Annotated in this window: 20 protein-coding genes; 12 read left to right on the top strand and 8 right to left on the bottom strand. The window is 40.4% G+C overall.

Annotated elements, in window-relative coordinates; translation table 11 throughout:
- Window positions 1–14: 14 nt before the first annotated feature.
- The 4 genes from LA303_RS13235 to LA303_RS13220 all read right to left on the bottom strand — a co-directional run bounded on the left by LA303_RS13235 (window position 15) and on the right by LA303_RS13220 (window position 2,775).
- Window positions 15–464 carry an IPExxxVDY family protein gene (locus LA303_RS13235; protein WP_240525854.1) on the bottom strand — a complete coding sequence of 150 codons (450 nt, stop codon included), beginning with the start codon at window positions 462–464 and terminating at the stop codon, window positions 15–17.
- 68 nt (window positions 465–532) lie between these two features.
- Window positions 533–1,258, bottom strand: coding sequence for a ribonuclease III (rnc, locus tag LA303_RS13230; protein WP_240525853.1), 726 nt, complete (start codon window positions 1,256–1,258; stop codon window positions 533–535).
- A gap of 8 nt (window positions 1,259–1,266) precedes the next feature.
- Window positions 1,267–2,523 carry a beta-ketoacyl-ACP synthase II gene (gene fabF / locus LA303_RS13225; RefSeq protein WP_240525852.1) on the bottom strand — a complete coding sequence of 419 codons (1,257 nt, stop codon included), beginning with the start codon at window positions 2,521–2,523 and terminating at the stop codon, window positions 1,267–1,269.
- A gap of 18 nt (window positions 2,524–2,541) precedes the next feature.
- A complete protein-coding gene (locus LA303_RS13220; RefSeq protein WP_240525851.1) occupies window positions 2,542–2,775 on the bottom strand; it encodes an acyl carrier protein in 234 nt (77 codons plus the stop codon).
- Between the two features lie 317 nt (window positions 2,776–3,092).
- Here LA303_RS13220 and purN point away from each other — a divergent pair, with 317 nt between their 5' ends.
- The 12 genes from purN to LA303_RS13160 all read left to right on the top strand — a co-directional run bounded on the left by purN (window position 3,093) and on the right by LA303_RS13160 (window position 19,000).
- Window positions 3,093–3,674, top strand: a complete 582-nt coding sequence (gene purN / locus LA303_RS13215; RefSeq protein WP_240525850.1) for a phosphoribosylglycinamide formyltransferase — start codon at window positions 3,093–3,095, stop codon at window positions 3,672–3,674.
- Window positions 3,675–3,762: 88 nt separating this feature from the next.
- On the top strand, window positions 3,763–4,557 hold the full coding sequence (locus LA303_RS13210) for a polysaccharide biosynthesis/export family protein (protein WP_317196904.1): 795 nt from the start codon (window positions 3,763–3,765) through the stop codon (window positions 4,555–4,557).
- A gap of 17 nt (window positions 4,558–4,574) precedes the next feature.
- Window positions 4,575–7,025 carry a GumC family protein gene (locus LA303_RS13205; protein WP_240525848.1) on the top strand — a complete coding sequence of 817 codons (2,451 nt, stop codon included), beginning with the start codon at window positions 4,575–4,577 and terminating at the stop codon, window positions 7,023–7,025.
- Window positions 7,026–7,114: 89 nt separating this feature from the next.
- On the top strand, window positions 7,115–8,062 hold the full coding sequence (locus LA303_RS13200; RefSeq protein WP_240525847.1) for a Gfo/Idh/MocA family protein: 948 nt from the start codon (window positions 7,115–7,117) through the stop codon (window positions 8,060–8,062).
- Window positions 8,063–8,141: 79 nt separating this feature from the next.
- Entirely contained in the window at window positions 8,142–10,043 is a 1,902-nt protein-coding gene (locus LA303_RS13195) for a purple acid phosphatase family protein (protein ID WP_240525846.1), read from the top strand.
- Between the two features lie 146 nt (window positions 10,044–10,189).
- Entirely contained in the window at window positions 10,190–11,692 is a 1,503-nt protein-coding gene (locus LA303_RS13190; RefSeq protein WP_240525845.1) for a sensor histidine kinase, read from the top strand.
- Window positions 11,693–11,702: 10 nt separating this feature from the next.
- The gene (hemW, locus tag LA303_RS13185) at window positions 11,703–12,839 is read left to right on the top strand and encodes a radical SAM family heme chaperone HemW (protein ID WP_240525844.1); all 1,137 of its coding nucleotides are present in this window, start codon (window positions 11,703–11,705) and stop codon (window positions 12,837–12,839) included.
- Window positions 12,840–12,925: 86 nt separating this feature from the next.
- A complete protein-coding gene (locus tag LA303_RS13180) occupies window positions 12,926–14,134 on the top strand; it encodes an MFS transporter (protein WP_240525843.1) in 1,209 nt (402 codons plus the stop codon).
- Complete coding sequence (locus tag LA303_RS13175) at window positions 14,131–15,522, top strand: glutamate decarboxylase (protein ID WP_240525842.1); 1,392 nt, start codon at window positions 14,131–14,133, stop codon at window positions 15,520–15,522. The genes LA303_RS13180 and LA303_RS13175 overlap by 4 nt, the downstream gene beginning before the upstream one ends.
- 106 nt (window positions 15,523–15,628) lie before the next feature.
- Window positions 15,629–15,982: a type II toxin-antitoxin system RelE/ParE family toxin gene (locus LA303_RS13625; RefSeq protein WP_240525841.1), complete on the top strand. Its 354-nt coding sequence runs from the start codon at window positions 15,629–15,631 to the stop codon at window positions 15,980–15,982.
- A gap of 2 nt (window positions 15,983–15,984) precedes the next feature.
- Window positions 15,985–16,281: a helix-turn-helix domain-containing protein gene (locus tag LA303_RS13165; RefSeq protein WP_240525840.1), complete on the top strand. Its 297-nt coding sequence runs from the start codon at window positions 15,985–15,987 to the stop codon at window positions 16,279–16,281.
- A 40-nt stretch (window positions 16,282–16,321) separates the two neighbouring features.
- Window positions 16,322–19,000, top strand: a complete 2,679-nt coding sequence (locus LA303_RS13160) for an FN3 associated domain-containing protein (RefSeq protein WP_240525839.1) — start codon at window positions 16,322–16,324, stop codon at window positions 18,998–19,000.
- 69 nt (window positions 19,001–19,069) lie between these two features.
- Here LA303_RS13160 and LA303_RS13155 read toward each other — a convergent pair whose 3' ends face one another.
- The 4 genes from LA303_RS13155 to LA303_RS13140 form a co-directional block, all read right to left on the bottom strand.
- Window positions 19,070–21,274, bottom strand: coding sequence for a S46 family peptidase (locus tag LA303_RS13155; protein ID WP_240525838.1), 2,205 nt, complete (start codon window positions 21,272–21,274; stop codon window positions 19,070–19,072).
- A gap of 70 nt (window positions 21,275–21,344) precedes the next feature.
- Window positions 21,345–22,433, bottom strand: a complete 1,089-nt coding sequence (locus LA303_RS13150) for a mannose-1-phosphate guanylyltransferase (protein ID WP_240525837.1) — start codon at window positions 22,431–22,433, stop codon at window positions 21,345–21,347.
- Window positions 22,434–22,482: 49 nt separating this feature from the next.
- Window positions 22,483–23,154, bottom strand: coding sequence for a SprT-like domain-containing protein (locus LA303_RS13145; RefSeq protein ID WP_240525836.1), 672 nt, complete (start codon window positions 23,152–23,154; stop codon window positions 22,483–22,485).
- Window positions 23,147–24,319 (bottom strand): glycosyltransferase, encoded by a 1,173-nt coding sequence (locus LA303_RS13140; RefSeq protein ID WP_240525835.1) that lies wholly within the window; start codon window positions 24,317–24,319, stop codon window positions 23,147–23,149. Before LA303_RS13140 ends, LA303_RS13145 begins: the two co-directional genes overlap by 8 nt.
- Window positions 24,320–24,341 lie beyond the last annotated feature (22 nt).

Below are 24,341 nucleotides of genomic sequence, written 5' to 3'. Positions count from 1 at the left end.
GTATTGCCGGATAGTTAATAAACGGAATCCGCCGTTGTATGTTGTTCATTCCGGGCAATCAGTAAATCTCCTTGTTTTAAGGCGGCCAGATCTTGTTCGTATGCAGCCGTAATGTAAGGGATACGCCTTAATTGCTGGAGCAATTCTTCAATGGTTGCATCCGAAAAGTTTCCGTACGTTAAAAGAAGGTAATCGAAGTTGTTCAGCGAAGGCAACAATAGTTCTGCTTTGTTTTTGTTTTGTATCAGAAAGAATTGCCGGTGCTGTTCTTCCTGGTGATAAAAATACCATGAAAAAACAGGCTTTTGATCTTCTGAAAGTGAAAAATTCTGGTGTTTTTTTAAAGCAAGTCCGATTTCGCGATTGATAAAATGCGAGAGCCGGAAATCAGGCAAGCCGCATACAATCCCGATCAGGCGGTATCCTTCAAAAAAATTACTTTCTATAAATTGTTTTTTGGCCATTTGATATTATCCTGCAAGCTGCTTTCAAAGGTAAGCATAATATGGTTTTCAGAACAGAGGGCGAGAGGTTATTCTGTTTCTGCCAGAATTTTCCAGGCCTTCTCGGCAGCCAGGTTTTCGGCGCCTTTAATGGTATAGTCGAGTGCTTCGGCAAGAAGTTTGTTCTGCACAAAAACACCGACTTTAAATTGTTTCCGGTGTTGAATGGTTTGTTCTTCGATTACCTTAAAATCCAGGTTGGTTTTTGTTTTTTGTGCCCATTCAATCATTTTGCTTTTGTAGCTGATTTCGGCATGTTCGAGCTGGTCCAAATCAAAATGAATATCCAGAATACGCTTAAAAATAATTTTTTTAGTAAACCGGTATCCCCGGTCAAGATAAAGTGCTCCGATAAAAGCTTCAAAAGCATCGCCACCGGCTGATTTCATTTGGCGTACATCGGTATTGGAAAAATGCATAAAGCTTTTTAGCCCCAGTTTTTCGGATAATTTATTCAGGGAAGCCCGGCTCACAATTTTTGAGCGCATATCGGTAAGAAACCCTTCGCTTTCGAAAGGAAACCGTTTAAAAAGATAGTCGGCTACTACAAGGCTGAGTACCGCATCACCCAGGTATTCAAGCCGTTCGTTGTTAATGCGTAATCCGCTTTTGTGTTCCAGGCTGGCTGATTTGTGTCGGAAGGCCTGTTTATACAAAAAAATATTTCCGGGATAGAATCCGAAAATATTTTTAATGGATTGCCGCATCTTCCGGTGGGAAGAAAAATGAAATTGCAGGAAATTTCTAACCGACAAAATGTCTTTTACTTTTTAAATTTTTTAAAAATGATGGATGCATTGTGTCCACCAAAACCAAAGGTATTGCTCAAAGCTGCTTTTACTTCTCTTTCAACGGCTTTATTGCCAAAAGTAAAATTCAGCTTGTTGTCAATTTGCGGGTCATCTGTAAAATGGTTAATGGTAGGCGGAACAATGTCGTGTTTTACAGCAAGCAGGGTAGCAATGGCTTCAATGGCACCGGCTCCACCCAAAAGGTGCCCGGTCATGGATTTGGTGGAGTTAATGTTGATCTTGTAGGCATGGTCTCCAAAGAGATCGATAATGGCTTTGGGTTCTACCACATCGCCTACCGGAGTGGATGTGCCATGCGTATTGATATGATCGATATCTTTCAGCTCTAATCCTGAATCCTGCAGCGCATCTTTCATGCAAAGATAAGCTCCCAAACCTTCCGGATGGGGGGCTGTCATGTGATAAGCGTCGCCTGAGAGTCCGGAACCGGCTACTTCGGCATAAATATGTGCGCCGCGGCGCAAAGCATGTTCTAATTCTTCAAATACCAGTCCGCCGCCGCCTTCGCCAATAACAAAACCATCACGGTCTTTATCAAAAGGTCGGGATGCAGTAGCTGGGTCATCGTTACGGGTTGAGATGGCATGCATGGCATTAAAACCACCTACTCCGTCCTGGGTAATGGCCGATTCGGAACCGCCCGCTACAAAGGCGTCTGCTTTTCCAAGGCGGATGTAATTAAATGCATCTGCCAAGGCATTTGCTGATGAAGCACAAGCAGAAACTGTAGCAAAATTCGGTCCCCGGAAGCCAAATTTAATGGAGATATGACCTGCAGCAATGTCAGCAATCATTTTGGGGATAAAAAACGGGTTGTAGCGGGGAGTACCGTCACCGGTAACAAAGTTTTTTACTTCGTTATGGAAACTTTGAATGCCGCCGATACCCGATGCCCAGATTACTCCGATACGGTTTTTGTCCAGATCGTCACCCATTAACCCGGCATCTTCCACTGCTTCGGTGGCAGCAACCATGCCGAATTGGGCATAACGGTCGTATTTGCGTGCTTCTTTACGGTCGAAAAACTGTTTGGGATCAAAATCTTTTACTTCGCAGGCAAACTGCGTTTTAAATTTTGATGCATCAAAATGCGTAATGGGAGTCGCACCGCTTTTACCCAGCAGTAACGATTCCCAAAACGCTTTTGCAGTATTTCCGACGGGAGTAATTGCGCCAATACCTGTAACAACAACTCGCTTCAACTGCATAAAAATTTTCTCCTTTTTTTAGAGGTGATCTTCGATGTATTTAACAGCATCACCCACTGTTTCAATCTTTTCTGCTTCTTCGTCAGGAATAGAAAGGTTGAATTCTTTTTCAAATTCCATAATTAATTCTACCGTGTCAAGAGAATCAGCTCCCAAGTCGTTGGTGAAGCTGGCTTCGTTGGTAACTTCACTCTCTTCTACTCCTAATTTGTCAACAATAATGCTAACAACTTTTGAACGTACGTCTGACATATTGATTAATTTTTTTAGTTAAACAGGGTGCAAAGTAATGCATTAATGAAATAAAAACCAAAAAAAAGATAAACTTCACGGGTTGAATAGGGTTTAATGAGTTGTAAAACAGTTTTTTATATTGTATTTTGATGCTGATAAATTCCTGTAAAAAAGGCCATTTTTTTGCAGTTTTAGAACGAAGAAACCGTTAATTTTGCCTGAAACGGGCCCGTGATGAAACCTCCCGGATGAAATAACAGGCAAAACTTGCGGAAAAACAGTGATTTTATCGCGGGTTGTTTCTGATGGTCAATAAAATACAAAAAGATAAACCGATGAAAAACCTTTTACTGTTTGCTTCTGGAAATGGTACTAATGCAGAAAATATTATACGTTACTTTCATTTGAAAAAAACGGCCCGTGTGGTCGCTGTTTTTACTAATAATCCGAAAGCCGGTGTGATCAAACGGGCAACGGCTCTGCAGGTACCTGTGGAAGTTGTTTCGCGGGAGGATTTCCGGAATCCGGATATTTTAATCGGTAAAATTGAAAAATGGCACCCCGATTTATTGGTTTTGGCCGGTTTTTTATGGAAAATCCCGTCGGAGTTAATTCTTCGTTATCCGCAAAGAATCATTAACATTCATCCGGCATTACTTCCCCGCTTTGGTGGAAAAGGAATGTATGGCAGCCATGTGCATGAAGCGGTTCTTGCCGCCGGGGAGAGAAAAAGCGGGATAACCATTCATTATGTCAATGAAAAGTATGATGACGGGCAAATTATTTTTCAGGCCGAAACAGAAATTGCTCCGGAAGAAACACCCGAAACCCTGGCCCAAAAAATTCATCAGTTGGAATATAACCATTTTCCACAGGTTGTTGAGTATGTTTTGGAGGGGAATTTGAGTAAAAATTAAGATAAATTTCTTGGTTTATTTTAAAAAACATTTACCTTTGTAGACAGCTTTCCCCTTACAGGTTTGCTGTTTTAAACCGTACAGTATAATGAAAAAACATACCTTTAGTTATTTTAAGTTTTTTTTCTGGATTGTCTTGGTAAGTATCTTTTTAACATCATGTGTCCCGCAAAAAAAAATCCTTTATATGCAGGTAAAGAATGAAGCGGATACTATGTCATCTTTCAAAAATCAGCGGAAGATTAATTATCGGATACAGCCGGGAGATAATTTGTATATTCGTGTAGTAAGCATGGATGAAAAAACCAACCTTTTTTTAAATTCTATGGGAGGGGGGCAATATTCTCAAAATATAACATCAGATGCGTCTGTTTACCTGAATAGTTACATGGTTTCTACGAAAGGAACCATTCAGTTTCCATTGACAGGAGAAGTATATGTAAAAAACCTTACGGTTGCGCAGGTGAAAGATACTATCCAGAAAAAACTGGAAAATTACCTAAAGGAATCGGTAGTTATTGTTAAACTGGTTAATTTTAATATTACGTTGTTGGGGGAAGTGAAAAGACCAGGGCAGTATAAAATTTATCAAAACAATATCAATCTTTTTGAAGCAGTTTCGATGGCAGGTGATTTATCTGATTTTGCCAAACGAAGTGATGTGACCATTATTCGGCAGACTAAGAACGGATCAAAGGTAATTCATGTTGATATGACAAAAAAAGACATATTATCTTCACCTTACTTTTATTTAAAGCCCAATGATATTGTGTATGTGCCGCCGCTTAAGGGAAAACAGTTTTCCTTTGCAACCTTTCCTTATGGCGTAGTTTTTAGTGCTCTTTCTACCGCATTGTTACTGATCAGTTTCTTTAAAAATTAATTTAAAATCGAATAGCCTTGGAAAATTTCGATAATTTACAGCAGCAGGAAGAAAGTATAGATATAAAAGCGTTACTTTTCAAATTCTCACGTTATTGGTATCTATTTGGTATTTCTATTTTTATTGCCATTATTGTTGCTTTTTTATTTAATAAATATACCAACCCGGAATATGAAGTGGATACAACGGTGCTGGTAAATGATACCAAATCTAATTTGGATCCTTCTGCTTTACTGGGTTTTGGTTTGATGAATAACCAGCAAAATGTTCAAAATGAAATAGGAAAACTGAGCTCTTTTACGTTGGCTTATCGCTCTGTGTGTAAACTTCATTTTGAAGTTTCTTACTACAAAAAGGATGGTTTAATGACACAAGAAATGTATAAATCATCACCATTTGATGTCGTTTTTGATACCACAGTTCCCCAAGCTGTCGGATTAAAATACGAATTGAATTTTTTAAATAAAAATGAATATTCTATTGAAGCAGAGGGAGAAAAAATTAAAAAATATGATTATGCTAAACAGAAATTTGAAAAAGGCATAATAGATAAAGTAATTTATAAAGGTAAATTTCGTTTTGGACAGCAGGTTAAAACCCCATATAATTCGTTTAAAATAATTTTAAACAAGAATTTTGATCCGGAAGAAGATTTTGATTATAGTTATCAATTTGTTTTTAATGATTATATTTCTCTTACTAGACGATATATGGGGATTAAGATAGAACCGATAAATCGGGAAGCTTCTATTTTGAAGATCTCACTGAAATCAACAGATTTACAAAAATCTGTTGATTATTTGAATATGCTGACCCAACAGTATCTTGACAGAAATCTGGAAGTAAAAAATAGAATTGCAGAGAATACCATTAAATTTATAAATAGTCAATTACGTGTAATTTCTGATTCATTGAGAGCTGCAGAATTAAATCTTCAAAGATTTCGCTCGAAAAATGAAATCATGGATATTTCGTTTCAGGCACAACAGGTTTTTCAGTATTTGAGTGATCTTCAAAAACAAAAAGCAGAATTATTAATCAAGTCTCAGTATTATAAAAATCTGCGTGATTATATTAAGAAAAATGAGGCGAACTTGAACAATTTAGTAGCACCCTCTGCCATGGGGATTGAAGATCCGGCCTTGAATGCTTTGGTGGCCCAGCTGATAGAATTGTTTAATAAAAAAGCAGAAGCACTATTGTATTCAACAGATAAAAGCCCTACTATAGTAACGATTAATAGTCAGATAATCAGTACAAAACGCGCGATCATTGAGAATGTTTCTAATATTATTAAAAATTCTAATGAAGCAATAGCAGATATTGACCGGCAAATAAAGAAGATAAGTGATAAACTTTCTACTTTGCCTGTGACCCAGCGGGAACTTTTAAATTATGAGCGAAAATTTAATCTGGCAGATAATATTTACACTTTTTTGCTGGAAAAACGTTCAGATGCTCAGATTACGAAAGCATCGAATATGCCTGATAATGAAATTATCGATAAAGCTAGAGCTGACATTAATAATATACCGGTTTTCCCAAAAAAAGCATTGAATTATTTGATTGCTTTAATTTTAGGAATAGCTTTTCCTGTAATTTATGTTTTGGGTAAAGATTATCTGAATGACAAGATTGTTGAACGTAAAGATGTAGAGAAAATAACTAAATTTCCAATAATAGGTCAGTTATTGCATAGTAATAAAGAGACGCAGCTGGTTGTTGCTCATTATCCTAAATCCAGTGTTTCTGAATCTTTCCGATCATTACGTACCAATATTCAATATTTGGTTCAGGGGAAAATGCCGGTTGTTATTATGGTTACAGCCGATATGTCTTCTGCCGGGAAAACATTTGTTTCTATGAATTTGGCTAGTGTGTATGCTCAATATGGAAAAAAGACGGTTCTTTTGGGCTTTGATTTACGTAAGCCAAAAATTTACCAAGATTTTAAGTTGAATAATGAAGTTGGTTTGACATCATTCCTGATTGGTGAAAAAAACATCGATGAAATTATCCAAACTTCTGGGATTATAGACCATCTTGATATTATCATGGCAGGTCCTGTTCCTCCTAATCCGGCAGAATTAATTGCATCAGAAAGAAATACAGCCCTTTTTGATGAATTAAGAAAGCGATATGATTATATTTTAATAGATACTCCACCGATAGGGCTGGTTACAGATGCATTTCTTCTCATGCCTTATACTGATGTTAATATTTACCTTGTGCGTCAAAACTTTACCAATAAACGGGTTTTTGCGGCCCTGATTAGAGATATTGAAGAGAGAGGCATGAAGATGAGTATAGTAATTAATGATATTAGTATGGATGGTGGTTATGGCTATGGCTACGGATACGGTTATGGCTATGGTTATGGTTATGGAAAACAGGGAAGTGGCTATTATACAGATGATGAATCAAACAAAAAACAAGGGTTTTTACATCGTTTAATTAAGAAAGCTTAAATATTTAAACAGGAGAAGAAGTTTAAAGATACTTTTTCTCCTTAGGTAACACGGAATTTTTGCATCTTTGCAAAAATTAAGTTTACCGCATGAGTAAAAGATTTGCGCTTATTGGTGCGGCCGGTTATATTGCCCCCCGGCATATGAAAGCCATTTCTGAAACCGGGAATGAGCTGGTAGCAGCACTCGACCCGTTTGACAGCGTGGGAATCATTGATTCTTTTTTCCCTCAGGCTGATTTTTTTACAGAACCTGAACGTTTCGATCGCCATTTGGATAAACTCAGGAGATCTTCTGACAATAAAGTAGATTATGTAAGTGTTTGTTCGCCGAATTATTTACATGATGCCCACATTCGTCTTGGATTGCGTAATGATGCCCATGTTATTTGTGAAAAACCGTTGGTGTTAAATCCGTGGAATCTGGACGGACTGGCGGAAATTGAAAATGAAACCGGGAAAAAAGTCTTTAATATTTTGCAACTGCGGTTGCATTCTTCCATTATTGCGTTGAAAAAGAAAATTGAAGCCGATCGTTCCGGTAAAATATATGATATTGATTTGACCTACATTACTTCCCGCGGGAAATGGTATTTTTATTCCTGGAAAGGGAATCCTGCTAAATCAGGAGGAGTGGCTACCAATATCGGTATTCATTTTTTTGATATGTTGCAATGGATTTTTGGCGACGTGCAGCAAAATATTGTGCACCTGAATGAATCAGACAAAGCCGCAGGTTTTTTACAATTGAAAAATGCCCGAGTCCGTTGGCTTTTGAGCCTTGACCGGAAAGACTTACCCTCTGTTGCGGTAGAAAAAGGAATGCCTACCTACCGTTCTATCACGGTCAACGGAGAAGAAATAGAATTTAGCTGTGGGTTTACCCAGTTGCATACGGAGAGTTACAAACATATTTTAGCCGGAAAAGGATTTGGTATCGAGGAGGCACGAAACAGTATTCAGATTGTTCATGCCATCCGGACACAAAAACCGGTAGGTCTTACTGGTGATTATCATCCTTTTTTGAAAAAAATATAACAATTTTAATCCTTGTCTGGTCAAGAACAGACAGGAATTTATTTAATAACATTTTTGATTCAATCAATAAAATTTTTCTATGAAAAGATTATTTTATCTTACAGTATTGGCCTTGTTGTCGGTTTCGGCAATGGCCCAGAGTAATGCTCCAAAGATCCCGTTTTCGTATACCAATATCGTTGCTCATAACGGTAAATTGTATTTTAAAAATCCGAAAACAGGAGAAGAATACCCGCAAAAAACCGTTTCGCCGTTTGAACAGATCCAAAACCTGGCTGCTATTCCGCAAGGAACGAAAGACGGTGTTGTTTTTGATTTTCATAATGATTTGTTTAACGGTACGCTTTATTATGGCTTGTTCTCTTCTTTGCCGCAGAAATATGCTTATCCGGTTTATTTTAAAAGAGCCGCTCCGATTAGGGAAGGAAGAGCAAGAGTTAATTTAAAAGAACTGGCAGGTCGTTACGACATTGCCAATTGGGAAAAAACCGGTCACATGAAACTCGGTTACCGGGTGGTAAATGATAAAGGAGTGATCCTGTATGATGGAAGAATTAATATCCGTGGAAAAGGGCCGTTTACTCCTGATCTGACCATTACCCAGGGTCCGTTTGTAAATGAACTGACCAGCGATGGTGCGGTGATTTCTTTTGAAACCAATGAAGCATGTCAGCCGGTGGTAAAAGTGGACGGAAAAAGTTTTACCAATCCGGAGGAAAAAGGAACTCACCATGAAATCCAAATCAAAGGATTGGAACCTGGAAAAAAGTATAATTATACTGTTGATTATGGGGATTATTCGGAAACGTACTATTTTAAAACAGCACCTAAAGAGGGAAGCCGGACTGCTTTTACTTTTGCTTATGCCAGCGATTCGCGTAAATCCAATGGTGGCGGCGAAAGAGATGTTTACGGAGTTAATGCTTACGTGGTCAAACGAATGGCTGTACTGGCAGCAAAAGAAAATGCTGTATTTATGCAGTTTACCGGTGACCTGATCAATGGTTATTCTTCTTGTCTCGGACAGCAAAAATTGGAATATGCCAATTGGAAAATTACAGCAGAACCCTATTGGCATTATATGCCTTTTGTGATTGCTCCCGGAAATCATGAAGCTTTTCTGAAAATATTTGATAACGGAAGTCATTATGGTATTGCGGTAGATAACTTTCCGTTTGATAAAGTATCGGCCGAAAAAGTTTTTGCTGATGAGTTTGTGAATCCGCAAAATGGTCCTTCTTCTGAAGACGGAGCCTATTACGATCCGAATAAAAAAACCACTGATTTCCCACCGTATAAAGAAACGGCTTATTATTACATTTATGATAACATAGCCATGGTGGCTCTTAATGCCAATTATTGGTATACTCCTAATCATCGTCAAATTCCCATTTCCGGCGGGAATGTGCATGCTTACATTATGGATAACCAGTTAAAATGGCTGAAAAATACATTGGCTAAGCTGCAAAAAGATCCCAATATCGACTATGTTTTTGTAACTATTCATACACCTGCTTTCCCGAATGCCGGACACAGTGGTGACGATATGTGGTATCATGGAAATAACAAAATTCGTCCGTGGGTTGCCGGAAAACCGGTGAAAAAAGGAATCATTGAACGCCGGGACCAGTTTTTGAATATTCTGGTGAATGAAAATTCCAAAGTCTTGGCTTTGTTGTGTGGTGATGAGCATAATTATACCCGGATGCTGATCAATAACAACACACCGCGTTATCCCAAAGGGTATGACAAACCGGAGGTAAAATTAAAACGCAGCATCTGGCAGATTACCAATGGCTCGGCCGGGGCTCCGTATTACGGACAGGAAAAACTGCCCTGGAGTTCTTTTGTGAAAGAATATACGACCCAGCATGCATTGATGCTGTTTGATGTACACGGTAAAAAAGTAACACTGCGGGTGATCAATCCGGATACTTTTGAAAAAATTGAGCAGGTTGATTTGACTCCCAACGTGCATTAATCATTTTTTTTAGTCGTAAAACAGGTCTGTTTTATTTCTCTTCCGAAGGGAAGAACTACCTAAAATAAAAAAAGGTAGTACAATAAAACAGGCCTGTTTTCGTATCAGATGAAGAGTTTGTATTTTTGGTCATTAAATGGATTGATGTGGAGTTATACACGAAAAAAAAACGTTGGAAGCTGATTCTTGCCATTCTGGGTATCCTGATTATTGCTGCATCGTTGTTTTATACCAATTTGCTGGTGGCCAAATTTGCCCAGGCCGAACGGAAAAATGTCCGGTTGTGGGCGGATGCTGTTCACCGGAAACTCCGTCTGGTAAAATATACGGATGCCTTTTTTAAACAGCTACGTCAGTCTGAGCGGCAAAAAGTAGAACTTTTGGCCGAAGTGTATAAACGGTTGCTTCGTAATGATAATACCTCTGATGAGTTAACTTTTTATCTGAGCATTATTAACCGGAATCAGGATATTCCGGTGATCATTACCGATGAAAAGGGGAAAATTATCTTTTACAGGAATCTGGTGCCAAAACCAGATTCGTCCCAGCTTTATTTTCGCGGAAAGCTGAAAGATGAGTTTTCGGTTTATCCTCCCATCCCTATTCCACAAACCGGAACAAAAATTTATTACAAAAACTCCTTGGTTTTCAATCAGCTTCAGTATATCCTTAATGATTACATTTCTGTTTTTATGTCGGAGATTACGGCTAACTCGTCTAATGTGCCGGTTATTGTAACCGACAGTACACAAAAAAATATCCTTCAGTTTGGGAATTTAAATGATGTACGGATGAGCAATCCGGTGTATGCCCAAAAAATGCTGGAGGAGATGAAAGAACAGAATGAGCCGATTGAAATCAACTTTCCGGAACAGGGTAAAGCCTATATTTTTTATAAAAGTTCCAACCTGTTAACCCGGATGAAATGGTTTCCGGTAGCCCAGATTATGGTCATTGCCTTTTTCCTGTTGGTGGCTTATCTGCTTTTCAGTGCTTCGCGGAAATCGGAACAAAATCGGGTTTGGGCCGGAATGGCCAAAGAAACAGCTCATCAGATCGGAACGCCGCTTTCTTCCATTATGGCCTGGGTAGAGCTGATCAAAATGGATGAATCCAATGCCAAACAGGCGGCCGAAGAAATTACAAAAGATGTAAAACGACTGGAGGTGATTACCGAACGGTTTTCCAAGATAGGTTCTACCCCCAGCCTTGATGAAGATAATCTGACCAAAATCATCTATGATACCATTGCTTATTTAAAACCCCGATCGCCCAGCAAGGTACATTACAACATTTTGTTTCCGCGCGAAAAAGAAATTATCTTGCCGGTAAATGCTCCTCTGTTTAGTTGGGTACTCGAAAATCTTTGCAAAAATGCCATTGATGCCATGAACGGAAAGGGGAATATTACCATTGACATGCAGGAAGAAAGCAAACAGGTAATTGTGGATGTGATTGATACCGGAAAAGGAATTCCGATTACCGAACAGAAATCGGTTTTTAATCCGGGTTACACCAGCAAAAAACGGGGGTGGGGTTTGGGCTTGTCTTTGGCCAAAAGAATTATTCAGGAGTATCACAAAGGGAAAATCTTTGTCAAAAGTTCCTCTTCCAAAGGGACCACTTTCCGGATTATCCTGAAGAAATAAACCGATACCCATGTCCGGTATTTATATCCATATTCCGTTTTGTAAGCAGAAATGCCATTATTGCAATTTTTATTCTGTGGCCTCGCGCCGGTACCGTTCTGTTTTTGTGGATGCTTTGCTGAACGAAATGCAATGGCGCAAAGATTATCTGCCGGACAAACAAATCCAAACGGTTTATTTTGGAGGCGGCACGCCTTCGTTATTGACGATTTCGGAAATCAACCAAATTTTGGATAAAATTCAGGATCTTTTTGTGTTAAGTCCTGAGGCAGAAATTACCCTTGAAGCCAATCCGGATGACTTGTCGGATGATTATCTGAAACAATTGAAAGCCGAAACAAAAATCAACCGGTTAAGTATCGGAGTGCAAAGTTTTTTTGATGATGATTTGCAATATCTGCATCGCAGTCATCATGCTGCCCAGGCCATAAAGGCCATTGAAACGGCACAAAAAAACGGCTTCCGGAATCTTTCCATTGATTTGATTTATGGTATTCCGACACTGACAGAAGAAAAATGGAAACAAAATCTTCACCGTTTTTTTGAGTGGAATATCCCGCACTTGTCGTCGTATGCGCTTACGGTGGAACCTCGTACGGCTTTGGATGTGTTAATTCGTCAGCAAAAACTTACGGCGGTTGACGAAGAACAAAGTATTCGTCAGTTTAATATTTTGCTCGAACAGACAGAAAAACGGGGGTATATCCAATATGAAATTTCCAACTTTGCTTTGCCCGGTTTTTATTCCAAACACAATTCGGCTTATTGGATGGGCGGGCATTATCTTGGTTTAGGGCCTTCGGCCCATTCGTATAATGGTTTTTCACGACAATGGAACGTAAAAAACCTGAAACAATATACGCAGGCCGATACTACCGAACGGGTGATACAGGAAAAGGAAATCCTTACCGAAGAGCAGCGTTATAACGAATACGTATTAACCGCTTTACGGACTTCATGGGGATGCGATGTGGAGCATATCCGGAATGGATTCGGAAAACGTTATGAAGCACTTTTTTTACGACAAATACAGCACTGGATTGCTAATGGGAAAGTGAGAAAAAAGGGGAATGCTTATATCTTAACTGAAGAAGGAAAATTGTTTGCTGACGGAATTGCTGCTGATCTTTTTGTGGATGAAGAATGAGTATGGCCTGTTCTGAAAACAAACAGAATGGGACGTGTGGATAAAAAGTTTTACTTTTACAGGACAATCAGCAAAGTGTAGTGGGTATGAAGAAACCAAATTTTTATTACCTGTCTCTTCCGTTTAGTATTGTAAACGGCGTGGTATGGGGAATTGGTATTGTGGCTTTGCCTTTGCTGGCGGGCAGCACGTCCCGGGCCGGATTGACTTTTGCCATGATCAATCTGGGAATTGCTGTGGGGGCTGTGCTTTGGGGACATTTGACTACCCGTTTTCAGTTGAATCGGCTTATTTTTACCGGAACGGTTCTTTCGTTTTTGACGTGGCTTATTATTGTGCTGCTGAACGGAAAGTTTCTGGTGCCGGCAGCTTTTTTCTTTGGTGCTTCCGCAGCCAGCGTTTTTACTTATGCCAGCGTAATGGTGACCCATACTTATCCGGAGGAACTTTGGGATAAGTATATCGCACGGATGCAGGCTTTTATGACTTTTGGAACGGTCACCGGCCTGCTGATTACTTCGATTTACTCCAAAGCGGTGGTGGCACTTCCTTTTTTGGCCATTGCTATTTTGGTGTATCTTCCGTTTTACAAACATCATAATGCAAAAGCTGCCCATTACCATCTCCATTTTAAGATTTTACGGCCACGGCAACATTTTGCCGAACTTTTTAACGGTTATTTTCACGGGCATATTCGGTGGAAACATTTTCTGAATTTTAAAAACAAGGACCTTTTACTGCTGAATATCCGCTGGATTTTTGTTTTGCTGGCTCCTGCACCGGTATATGCCATGTATCCGCTGCTGATGAAAAAAGCATTTCATTTAAGTACCAGTGAGGCTTCGTTAGTTTATGCGGTAAGCACGGCCATTGGAGTTTTTCTGTTCATTACGGCCGGAAACATCGCGAAGAAAAAGAGTGCTTTTTTCACCATGAATCTGGGAATTTTGTCTTATGCCTTGAGTTTTGTATTGATGCTGATTGGCATGTGGACGCCTTATTATGTGGTGGGAATAGCCGGTTTTATGCTCATGATTTTCTCGTGGGCATTTATTTCTACCGGAATGAATATTAGTGTGGTAGAACTGACGGATGAGCAAAAACGCGGAGAAGCATTGGGTTTGGCCAATGCTTTTCAAAGTATCGATAATGTTATTGGCGGTGCCATTGGTGGTTATCTTGTAGCTGCCATGGGATATCCGGTGATTATGTACTTTGGTATCTTTTTTTCCGGAATCGCCATTGGGTTAACTATTTTTCAACGTAAATCAAAAAAATTAAATTTAAGATCATGATATCTAAAAAAAGAAAAAACGGCGGAAAAGAAATTGTTTCAACCACTTATGCTAACCGGTTTTTTACCAAACCGGTTCCCCGGTTTCAGATTCCTGAAAAGGGGATGGACGCCGATGTCGTTTATCAACTTATCCATGATGAGCTGAACATTGATGGGAATCCGGCATTGAATCTGGCTTCTTTTGTTACCACATGGATGGAACCCCAGGCGGAAAAGCTGATCATGGAAACGTTAAACAAAAACCTGGTTGATCAGGATGAATATCCGCAGACCGGTAAAATTCAGGCGCGTGTGGTTAACATGCTGGCACGGCTTTTTCATGCTCCGGAAAGTAAAGAGTATATCGGAACCTCCACGATTGGTTCATCGGAATCTATTATGCTGGGATTGTTGGCACACAAGTGGAGTTGGCGCAAACGGCGTGAAAAAGAAGGAAAGTCAACACGCAATCCTAATATGGTCATTGGTGCGGATGTGCATGTAGTTTGGGAGAAATTTGCCCGCTATTTTGATGTGGAAATGCGGATAATTCCGATGAAAGAAAACCGTTTTACCATTACGGCAGAAGAAGTAAAAGAACGGATTGATGAAAATACAATTGCAGTGGGAGCTGTCATGGGAACCACTTTTACCGGTGAACTTGATCCTATTCAAGAGATTAACAGCATGCTTGAAGAAGTTGAAAAAGAAAAAGGCTGGCATATTCCTATTCATGTAGACGGTGCCAGTGGCGGGTTTATCCTTCCATTTCTTTACCCGGATTTTAAATGGGATTTTCGTCTTTCGCATGTACATTCCATTAATGTTTCCGGTCACAAATACGGGTTGGTTTATCCCGGCGTAGGTTGGCTTATCATGCGTGACAAGGTCGATCTTCCGGAGGAGTTGATTTTTTATGTGAATTATCTTGGTAGTCAGGAAGCAACGTATACACTCAACTTTTCGCGTGGCAGCGCCATGATGATTGCCCAGTATTATAACCTGCTGCGACTGGGAAAAACAGGTTATCGCCTGGTGATGGAAAACAGCCTGAAAAATGCCCGGTATCTGGCTTCTAAATTAAGAAAAGTCAGGAACCTGGAAGTAATAAACAAGGAGATTCAGTTGCCTATTTTAGCTTTAAAGGTGAAAAACCGTAAGGAATTTAATGTTTTTCAATTGTCAGATAAATTGCGTGAGCGGGGATGGATTGTCCCGGCTTATACCTTGCCTCCCGATGCCCAAAAAGTGGAAGTTTTACGCATTGTTATCAAAGAAAATTTTAGTCGCGATATGGCCGATATGCTGATTGATGACATGCATCGTTTTACCAAAGAATTGATAGAACAATGTAAACCTCCCCGTCCAAAAATTAAAACAAATCAGCATCATAAGCATATTTGTTAAAATTTGGACATGGGGTATTTAGAGTTGTAGTATTGTATGGGAAACGTTTCCAAAAAGGAAGAAAAAACACTTGGAAAAATGTAACTTTTAGGTTACCTTTGCGTCAATGAAAAAAGTAAGGGAAGTAATAGCATATAAAGACTATTTTGAAAACTTTCTGAAAGAACAACCGGAAAAGGTACAGGACAAAATTTTTAAAGTAATTGAAGCAATAGAAACATTGGAAAGAGTTCCTGAAAACTATTTGAGAGCAATTTCGGGGACGAAAGGGCTTTATGAAGCGAGAATATCTCTGGCAAAAAACATTTGGCGTGTATTTTGTTTTTTTGACCGGGGCAGACTGGTAATTTTATTGAACGGGTTTGTTAAAAAGACACAAAAAACGCCCAAAAGAGAAATTCAGAAAGCGGTACGATTAATGAATGAATATTACAACGAAAAAGACGAAAGGAGACCATAACCATGAAAAAGAACACGAAAAGCTGGAAAGAAATAAAAGACAATGTTTACGGGAAAAAAGGCACAGAAAGACGAGACCAGTTAGAACGGGAATTCGAATCTTTTAAAATAGGACTTTTATTAAGAGAAGCCCGGAAAAAGAGAAAACTCACGCAGGAAGAACTTGCCGAACTGGTAAACAAGAAACGAACTTACATATCCAGAGTAGAAAATAACGGAAGTAACCTTACTTTAAAAACATTGTTTGAAATAGTAGAAAAGGGCTTAGGTGGGAAAGTAAACATCTCGATAAAACTTTAAAAAACAACGATAATATTCCCTAAAAGCAAAAGATAGTTCTATGAAAAATAGATATTTGCTGGTTCAAATTGTTTTTTCCTTTTTATTGGCTTTTTCTGTCCGGCTTTATGGCCAGGAAATCACAGTGGTTCCGCGGCAAAGTTTTTACACCACTGAAAAATCGGGTGAAATGCTGTTTTACCTGAGAAACATGCCGGGGAAATCTCCCCTGCAAGGGGAAGTGTTTCAGCAAGATCAATTGCTTGTCCGGAAATCCGGTTTGCAAAAAGGGATGAATCAGCTTTCGTTTTCTCTTTCCGGGTTCAACAAAGGAAAAACACCTTTGCGGTGTGTGGTAAAAGATCATTCGGGAAATATTCTGACCGATACTACCGTTAATCTGACGCTTTTACCTCCAAAACGTAACGAAGTAAAAATCGATCGTTTAAATGGAACGCTGATTGTAAACGGATTGCCGTTTATTCCGTTTGGATTTTACTCTTATTCGCCGGTTTATCCCACGTTGCCGGAAGAAGAAGTGGTAAAAGGGTTTAACCTGATGTCACCCTATCAAAAAATTACCAAAAAGACGTTTAAACAACGGAAAGCTTATATGGACCGTTGTGCAGCTCTCGGGATAAAAGTGAATTACAATTTGTTAAGTGTTGCCGGTGGGGGTGGTGTTGGCTCAAAAATGAAAGTGTCACAAGAAAAAAGACGGGAACTGCTGACCCGGGAAATTCTGGCTTTCCGGAATCATCCCGCCTTGCTTTCCTGGTATATTGCCGATGAGCCGGTTGGACAGGGTAAACCACCGGAACCGCTTATTGAAACATATAAGTTGATAAAAAAACTGGATCCATATCATCCGGTTACTATGGTTTTTATGACTCCTTCGCAGGCTTGGCGTTATGCGGGTGCTATGGACATTGTTATGGCTGATCCGTATCCTATTCCCAATGCGCCGGTAACAGTAGTGGAAAAGGTGACCCGCTCTCTGGAAAAAGCATTTTATCCGGAAAAGCCGTTGTGGATTGCTCCCCAGGCTTTTGGCGGTAATGAAAACTGGAAACGGGAACCCACTCCAGGAGAATTGCGGGCGATGACTTATTTGGCATTGATTAACGGGGCCCGGGGCATCCAGTATTTTGTTCGTAAAGGGTTAAACGGTTTTCCGAAATCAACTGCTGCCTGGGCCGAGTGCGGGAAAATGGCACTCGAAACGGCCGAGCTGATACCTTTTTATTCGGAGGGTGAAAGCATCAACGCCATTGCAGTCAACGATTCAAATATCCGGGTGAAGGCACTTGCCAAAGACAGTACATTAGTAGTTATTTGTGTGAATACGCTGAACCGGCCATCAAGATTTACAATTACTTTACCGGATACTGTTTCTTCCGGACAAGCAGCTGTTTTGTTTGAAAACAGAAATGTGAAGGTGGAGAAGAATGTTTTGTCAGACATGATTGATGGTTTTGGAACGCGGGTGTACAAAATCTCGCTGAAAAAGTCTTCTCCGGCTCCTGTTGAAAAACAGGAAAATATGATGATTGATCCCGGTTTTGAGTACCTTCCTGTTCCAGGTGTTCCGTCGGCATGCTATGCCCATGTGGGTAAAGATCGCGGCTCTACTTACTTTGTGGATTCGCGAGTATTTCATTCGGGTGAGCATTCATTACGACTTGTTACTCCGGAAAACGGAGAAGGCGTTTCGCTTTCTTTTTTCCCGTCTTATTTGGAATATGGTCATACCTATCATTTTACGATTTGGGCCAAAGCGGCTCCTCGCGAAGACCGGTGGGCTGAAAAAGGATTCTTTTGGCGTTTGTTTCACCGGAAACCGCCGCCGCCATCTTTTACAGTCAGTGCGCGAAGTGCCGGCTCCAAAACTTTTTTGCTGACCAACCAGTGGAAAAAATATGAATGGTTTATTACGCCGTCTGACAGCACACGGCAAATACAACGGATTTCCGTGAGTCTTGTTCTGAACACGCACGGAACAGCCTGGTTTGATGATTTATTTATGGCGCCTGTCCTAACTATGAAAACAACAGTTTCTACTCCGGGAAAAGGTTTGAAAATCAGTTTTTTGACCAATGTTGACAATGCGATAATCCGGTATAATCTCAACGGGACAAAACCGGATGCTTCTTCCCGGCTGTATTCGGCCCCTTTTCTTCTTCATCAGGATGCTGATTTGGTTGCCGGCGTGTTCAGGAACGGAAAAAGAATCGGTACGTATCAACAATCGGTGGTTGTCAGTAAAGCATTGGGAAGAAAACCCGAGTTGGAAAATGAGTTTTCAAAATACCGCACTGGTGGTGGTCCCGGAGCCCTTACCGATGGATTATTGGCAAGTGCCAACTTTCATGATGTGCACTGGCAAGGTTTTCTGAAAAAAGATTTGGTAGTCACTGTTGATTTGGATTCGATACAGGATATTCATGAAATTGCGGCTCATTTTCTCCAGCAAACACGTTGGTATCGCATCTTTTTCCCTCTGGCAGTAAATTATTATGTATCGGAAAACGGAAAAGATTATACGCTTGTTTACCATTATGCTCCGAGTAAACCTTCGCGGGACGAAGGTCCGAAGATACTTACCGTAAAATGGGAAGGAAAACCGGTTCGGGCCCGTTATGTTCGGATGGTTGCCAAGAATAGGGGGATTGCTCCGGCCTGGAGTTCTGGTGCCGGTTTAAAAACCGGATTACTTTGCGATGAGTTTATTGTAAAATAGTTCTGGAATTATCAGAAATAAAAAAGCCGGCCAATTCTCATGGCCGGCTTTTTTTGGCTTTTACGGTATTTATTCTGTTGCCACTGGTTGTGGCTGATTTTCTGTATTGTTTTTTGTTTCCGGTTTGTCTTTCACAATGGTCAGCTCTTTGATGAGATTTTCAGCATGGGCATATTTATCAATGATAAACAGCACATAACGAATATCTACATTAATCGTCCGTTGCAGCGCTTTATCAAATTTGATGTCGCCGCTCATGGCTTCCCAGTTTCCGTCGAAAGCCAGACCAATTAACTGACCGCGATCATTCATGATGGGGCTTCCGGAATTTCCGCCGGTAATATCGTTGGTACTCAAGAAGTCGGTAATCAGATGACCGTTTTCGCCATATTGTCCGTAATCTTTGGCTTTGTACAGCTCTTTCAGTTTTTTAGGAACAATAAATTCCGGATTGTTGGGATCTTCTTTTTGCATGACGCCGTAAAGATGGGTGACAAAATCATCATAAACGGCATCCTGTGGCGAATATCCTTTAATGGTTCCGTAAGTTACACGCATGGTAAAGTTGGCATCCGGAGCAAAGTTTTTATTCGGATACATCTGCAAAATGCCGGCAATATATAACCGGTGATTTTTGGCAAGCAGTTCCTGGTACGGTTTTGTTTTTTCATATATCTGGCGATATTCATCCAGGAAAGCATTCCAGGCTTGTAATGCCGGATCTTTTTCCAATACTTTGGCTTTCGGATCGTTCAGGAAAGCTTCGGTTTTTTCTTTGCTGGCAAAAATGGATTTTTTAAATACTTCTGTGGCATACTTGTCAAAGTTCCCTTTGTATTTTTTGGCAATCTTTTCAAGATATTCCGGATGCTGGTCTTTTGGAACATTTTGATAATACATCCGCAGCATAGCGGCCAATAAGTTACGGTCGATGGTTTGGTTGTAATCTTTAAAATGTTTATTCACGGTACCTTTTAAAGCATCCAGTTCTTCTTTAAGAACTTTTTGATTTGCATCTTTTTTCTTCAGCTGGTTTTCCAGCCCGCTAAAGTTTGCAGCAAATTTTAAAATTTCAGGGCCACGATAAATTCCTTCAATGAAATAATATTTTGCAAGTTGATATTTTTGTAAACCCTCATAAGCTTTTTTCAAGCCAGCCAAAACATCGCCATACTTGGCTTTCCGTTCCGGGTTTTGATTCACCCAGTTCATGAATTCGGCTTCCTGTTGTTGCTTTTCCGCTTTTACTTTCAACCGTTTCAGGGCCTGTGTTTGGCCGATATAATATTTCCAGTAATTGGAGGTGTGTGCATATTTTGTGGCATACTGCAACCGGACTTCCGGATTGGCATCCATCGCTTTTTTCATGATATTCAGCTTTTTGGTGCGGATTTTCACAATGGTAGGGTTGACCAGATTGATAGCCATGTCCACACCATAGCTGGAAAGGTAACGTTCGGTACTGCCCGGATTTCCCATGATCATGGTAAATTCTCCTTTTTTCTTGGGAGAGATATTGATGGTGAGATATTTTTTGGGTTTCAGTGGGACGTTGTCCGGGGAATATTTGGCCGGGCTGCCGTCAGGAGCCATGTAAACACGGAAAATAGAAAAATCACCGGTATGGCGGGGCCACATCCAGTTATCGGTATCGCCGCCAAATTTTCCGATGGATGACGGAGGAGCGCCTACCAAACGAATATCGCGGTACACTTTGTAAACATAAACGTAATAGGTATTTCCACCGAAAAGCGGTTTTACCACAGCGCTGTATTTTCCGTTTTCAGAAGCTTTGTTAGCGATTTCTTTGCTGTTTTTGGCTACGGTCATTTCTCTTTCGTCTTCGCTCATCTTGTCGGTTACTCCTTTTAAAGCCTGGGAGGTAACATCATCCATCCGGACGAGAAATTTCACGGTAAGTCCCGGAATGGGAAGCTCTTCTTTTTTGTTGTAAGCCCAAAATCCGTCTTTCAGGTAGTCGTGTTCTACCGTACTCATCTTTTGAATGGAAGAGTAACCACAATGGTGGTTAGTAAACAACAGTCCTTCAGGAGAGACAATTTCGCCGGTACAACCACCGCCAAAAATTACTACGGCATCTTTCAGACTGGCATGGTTTATACTGTAAATTTCATCGGCAGTGAGTTTTAACCCCAGTTTTTGCATTTCTGCCATGTTTTTGTGTAGCAGCAAAGGAATCCACATGCCTTCGTCTGCTTTCAGGCTTCCCAGTCCGAAAAACAGAGCGAAAGCCATCAAGAGATATTTTCTCATATAAGTAAAATTTTGGTTTGTAATGAATTAAAAATGAAAATCCGGCACAGAATGATTGTGCCGGATTAGGTTAAACATATTTTTCTCCTTTTTCGATTTTCACATCGTTCACGAACTGTCTGATTTTTTGTTCGTCTTGTTTGCGGCATACCAATAAAATATCATCTTGCTCCACTACGATATAATCATCCAGTCCTTGCAGGACAACCAGTTTGTTTTTAGGCATGTGAACAATGCAGTTTTGGGTATCGTACAGCATGACATTTTCGCCCACCACCGCATTTTGGTTTTTGTCTTTTTCGCGAATAGAATACAGCGAACCCCAGGTGCCCAAGTCAGACCATCCAAAGTCAACGCTCAATACATACACGTTTTCTGATTTTTCCATTACGCCGTAGTCGATGGAGATATTTTTACATACCGCATAGGTTTCTTTAATGAAAGCCGGTTCTTCGGGCGTGTTGTATTTGGATATGCCTTTGGCAAATAATGAATCTACTTCCTGAAGATGTTTGTCAAAAGCCGACATGATGCTTTTGAGCGACCAGATAAAAATGCCGGAGTTCCAGAGAAAATCACCGCTGGCGACGAACGATTTGGCAATTTCGAGATTGGGTTTTTCGGTAAAGGTTTTTACTTTGTACAACCGGTTATCTTTCGGATAAACATTTTCCCCTTCGAGCTGGATGTAGCCATAACCGGTATCGGGCCGGCTGGGCCGGATACCCATGGTAATCAGCCAGTCGTTTTCGGCAGCCGCTTCCATGGCGGTTTTTACGTCATTGACAAATTCATCTTCTTTCAGGATGATATGGTCGGAAGGAGCCACAACAATAACGGCATCTTCATTTTCCTGTTTTATTTTGTAATTGGCGTAAGCGATGCAAGGAGCTGTGTTCCGGCGTGCCGGTTCGCAAAGCACCTGATTGTCCGATATTTCCGGTAATTGTTCATGAACCAGGTCACGATAAATTTCATTAGTGACGATATAGATATTTTTTGCCGGAAGGATTTTGGTAAACCGGTCGAAAGTGAGTTGAATCAAAGTTTTTCCTGTTCCCAAAACATCCATAAATTGTTTGGGATGAGCGGTCTTACTCATAGGCCAAAAGCGGGAACCTACGCCGCCTGCCATAATCACACAATAATAATTGTCCATTGTAATTTGTTTAGGTGTCACAAAAATAAGGGTTTCTGCGAAATTCGCATTAATTTTTTCGATTGGATTGTACCTGATTCGTTTCCTTTTTGTCGGAGATTTTCTCCGGCTGAAAAAGCGGATGTACCGGCGTTAACGGCTGAAACAGAAAATAACGTTGTGTTTCGGGTTCAAGACACCGGTAACGTTTTCGCAATTTCTTGATTATTTGAAATTTACGATTATTAAAAAGAAAAAAGCTTCCCGGAGACAGGGCTTCAATTACTGTTTCGTCCGGGTTTTTATTAAACTGCATTAAGGTGCGGGCCAGGTTTACATCTGTTTGACTCGAAGCCCGGATATTTTGCAAATGTTGATAAACCGTGTTATGCAGTTCTTCCGGAAAGATGTTTTTTTCAAGGAAAGGCTCTAAAAGCCGGCGATAGTGGTTTTTCCATTCTTTACCGTGGGCTTTTACCCGGCTGCCGTACTGTTTGTAGGTAAGCAGATGGGCTAGCTCATGGATAAAGGTGATGAAAAAAGCATAAGGATTCAAGTCGTGGTTGACAGTGATGCGGTGGTACGGGAATTTTCCGGCCGGAGGCCGGTAATCGCCCAGCTTGGTTTGTCTGCTCCGGGTAATTTTAAAGTGTATTTTATACCGGATAATCCAGTTGTAAACGGTATTGACAACTTTGCCGGGAAGGTATTGGGCTAAAACTTCTTTTTCGCTGTTATTCATCTTTTTCTATCCTTTCCAATAAGGGGGAGGTGGCTTTTTGCCAGTGATAATTTTTTTGAACAAAGGTGTAGGCTTGTTCGGCCATTTTTTTTCTCTTTTCAGGATGCTGCAACAGATACAATAATGCATCAGCCAGTTCCTGTGCGGTTTCTCCGGTTAATATTTCTTCCTTTTCTTTTGCCTGAAGCGCTGCATTGGCCAACGGAGTGGTGATGCAGGGAATTTTCATGGCCATGGCTTCCAACAATTTGTTTTGTAGTCCGGTGCCCATACGCATCGGGGCAATAAAAATTGCTGAACCGGCATAGGCTTCACGAATATCATCTAACCAGCCACTTACTTTTATTTTTTTGTTTTGTAGTTTTTTAACTGCCGGATGCGGATTGGCTCCGGCAATGAGAAGCCGGGTTTCAGGCATTTTTTTCCAAACCAGCGGCATGATTTTTTTGGCCAGAAACCGGGCCGCATCTACATTGGGCGGATAATTCATGTTGCCGGTAAATACAATTTCCTGCCTTTTGGAGCGTGACAGGGGCGAAAAATATTCCAGATCTACCCCATTACGGACCACGATGATTTTTTCTTTTTCAGGATGTGGAATTAACGCACGGTCTTGTTCCGAAATAATCATTTTGATGTCAAACTGGTCGAAAAGCTCCTTTTCAAAAGAACGCATCCGGTTATATTCCAGTCTGAAAACGAGTTTTAAAGGCCACGGAACTTTATCTGCCCGTCTTTTTAATCCGTAAGAAAAAACATCTTGATAATCCAGCAGCTTTTTTTGTCGGTACGAAGTCAGGTACCGGGCAGTACGGCTTAATTGGGCAAACAACAAATCAGGATGATACTCTTCGATAAGGGTCCGGATCTTTTTTTCGGCTCTGCTGCTGAAAAAATAACCGGTTTGCAACGGCAGTCCGGAAAACAGTGCTTTTAGTGTGTTGGTCATCCGGACAGCCGCTGGTAAATCAATAAAATTTACCGATCGGCAATAGGGCTGCAATTGTTCAAAAGCTTTTTGTTTATCTGCTTTTTTTGCCGGATTCAGTGCGCAGAGAATAATTTCGTGTTTTTGCGATAACATTTTTATCTGATGAAAAGCACGCAGTTTGTCGCCTTTTTCGAGAGGGTAAGGAATTCGGGAAAGCAACACAAATATTCTCATAAACAGCGTTTCTTCTTTACCA

Source organism: Candidatus Sulfidibacterium hydrothermale, assembly GCF_020149915.1.
GTDB lineage: Bacteria > Bacteroidota > Bacteroidia > Bacteroidales > F082 > Sulfidibacterium > Sulfidibacterium hydrothermale.
Note: the sequence above shows the minus strand (reverse complement) of the source record. Positions and strands in the feature narration are given on the sequence as shown.

What these genes read in the sequence shown, in the direction of transcription:
- LA303_RS13235 (WP_240525854.1), bottom strand. Translation starts at nt 464, where the DNA reads ATGGCCAAAAAACAATTTATAGAAAGTAATTTTTTTGAAGGATACCGC.
- fabF (WP_240525852.1), bottom strand. Translation starts at nt 2,523, where the DNA reads ATGCAGTTGAAGCGAGTTGTTGTTACAGGTATTGGCGCAATTACTCCC.
- LA303_RS13220 (WP_240525851.1), bottom strand. Translation starts at nt 2,775, where the DNA reads ATGTCAGACGTACGTTCAAAAGTTGTTAGCATTATTGTTGACAAATTA.
- purN (WP_240525850.1), top strand. Translation starts at nt 3,093, where the DNA reads ATGAAAAACCTTTTACTGTTTGCTTCTGGAAATGGTACTAATGCAGAA.
- LA303_RS13210 (WP_317196904.1), top strand. Translation starts at nt 3,763, where the DNA reads ATGAAAAAACATACCTTTAGTTATTTTAAGTTTTTTTTCTGGATTGTC.
- LA303_RS13200 (WP_240525847.1), top strand. Translation starts at nt 7,115, where the DNA reads ATGAGTAAAAGATTTGCGCTTATTGGTGCGGCCGGTTATATTGCCCCC.
- LA303_RS13195 (WP_240525846.1), top strand. Translation starts at nt 8,142, where the DNA reads ATGAAAAGATTATTTTATCTTACAGTATTGGCCTTGTTGTCGGTTTCG.
- hemW (WP_240525844.1), top strand. Translation starts at nt 11,703, where the DNA reads ATGTCCGGTATTTATATCCATATTCCGTTTTGTAAGCAGAAATGCCAT.
- LA303_RS13180 (WP_240525843.1), top strand. Translation starts at nt 12,926, where the DNA reads ATGAAGAAACCAAATTTTTATTACCTGTCTCTTCCGTTTAGTATTGTA.
- LA303_RS13175 (WP_240525842.1), top strand. Translation starts at nt 14,131, where the DNA reads ATGATATCTAAAAAAAGAAAAAACGGCGGAAAAGAAATTGTTTCAACC.
- LA303_RS13625 (WP_240525841.1), top strand. Translation starts at nt 15,629, where the DNA reads ATGAAAAAAGTAAGGGAAGTAATAGCATATAAAGACTATTTTGAAAAC.
- LA303_RS13165 (WP_240525840.1), top strand. Translation starts at nt 15,985, where the DNA reads ATGAAAAAGAACACGAAAAGCTGGAAAGAAATAAAAGACAATGTTTAC.
- LA303_RS13160 (WP_240525839.1), top strand. Translation starts at nt 16,322, where the DNA reads ATGAAAAATAGATATTTGCTGGTTCAAATTGTTTTTTCCTTTTTATTG.
- LA303_RS13155 (WP_240525838.1), bottom strand. Translation starts at nt 21,274, where the DNA reads ATGAGAAAATATCTCTTGATGGCTTTCGCTCTGTTTTTCGGACTGGGA.
- LA303_RS13150 (WP_240525837.1), bottom strand. Translation starts at nt 22,433, where the DNA reads ATGGACAATTATTATTGTGTGATTATGGCAGGCGGCGTAGGTTCCCGC.
- LA303_RS13145 (WP_240525836.1), bottom strand. Translation starts at nt 23,154, where the DNA reads ATGAATAACAGCGAAAAAGAAGTTTTAGCCCAATACCTTCCCGGCAAA.
- LA303_RS13140 (WP_240525835.1), bottom strand. Translation starts at nt 24,319, where the DNA reads ATGAGAATATTTGTGTTGCTTTCCCGAATTCCTTACCCTCTCGAAAAA.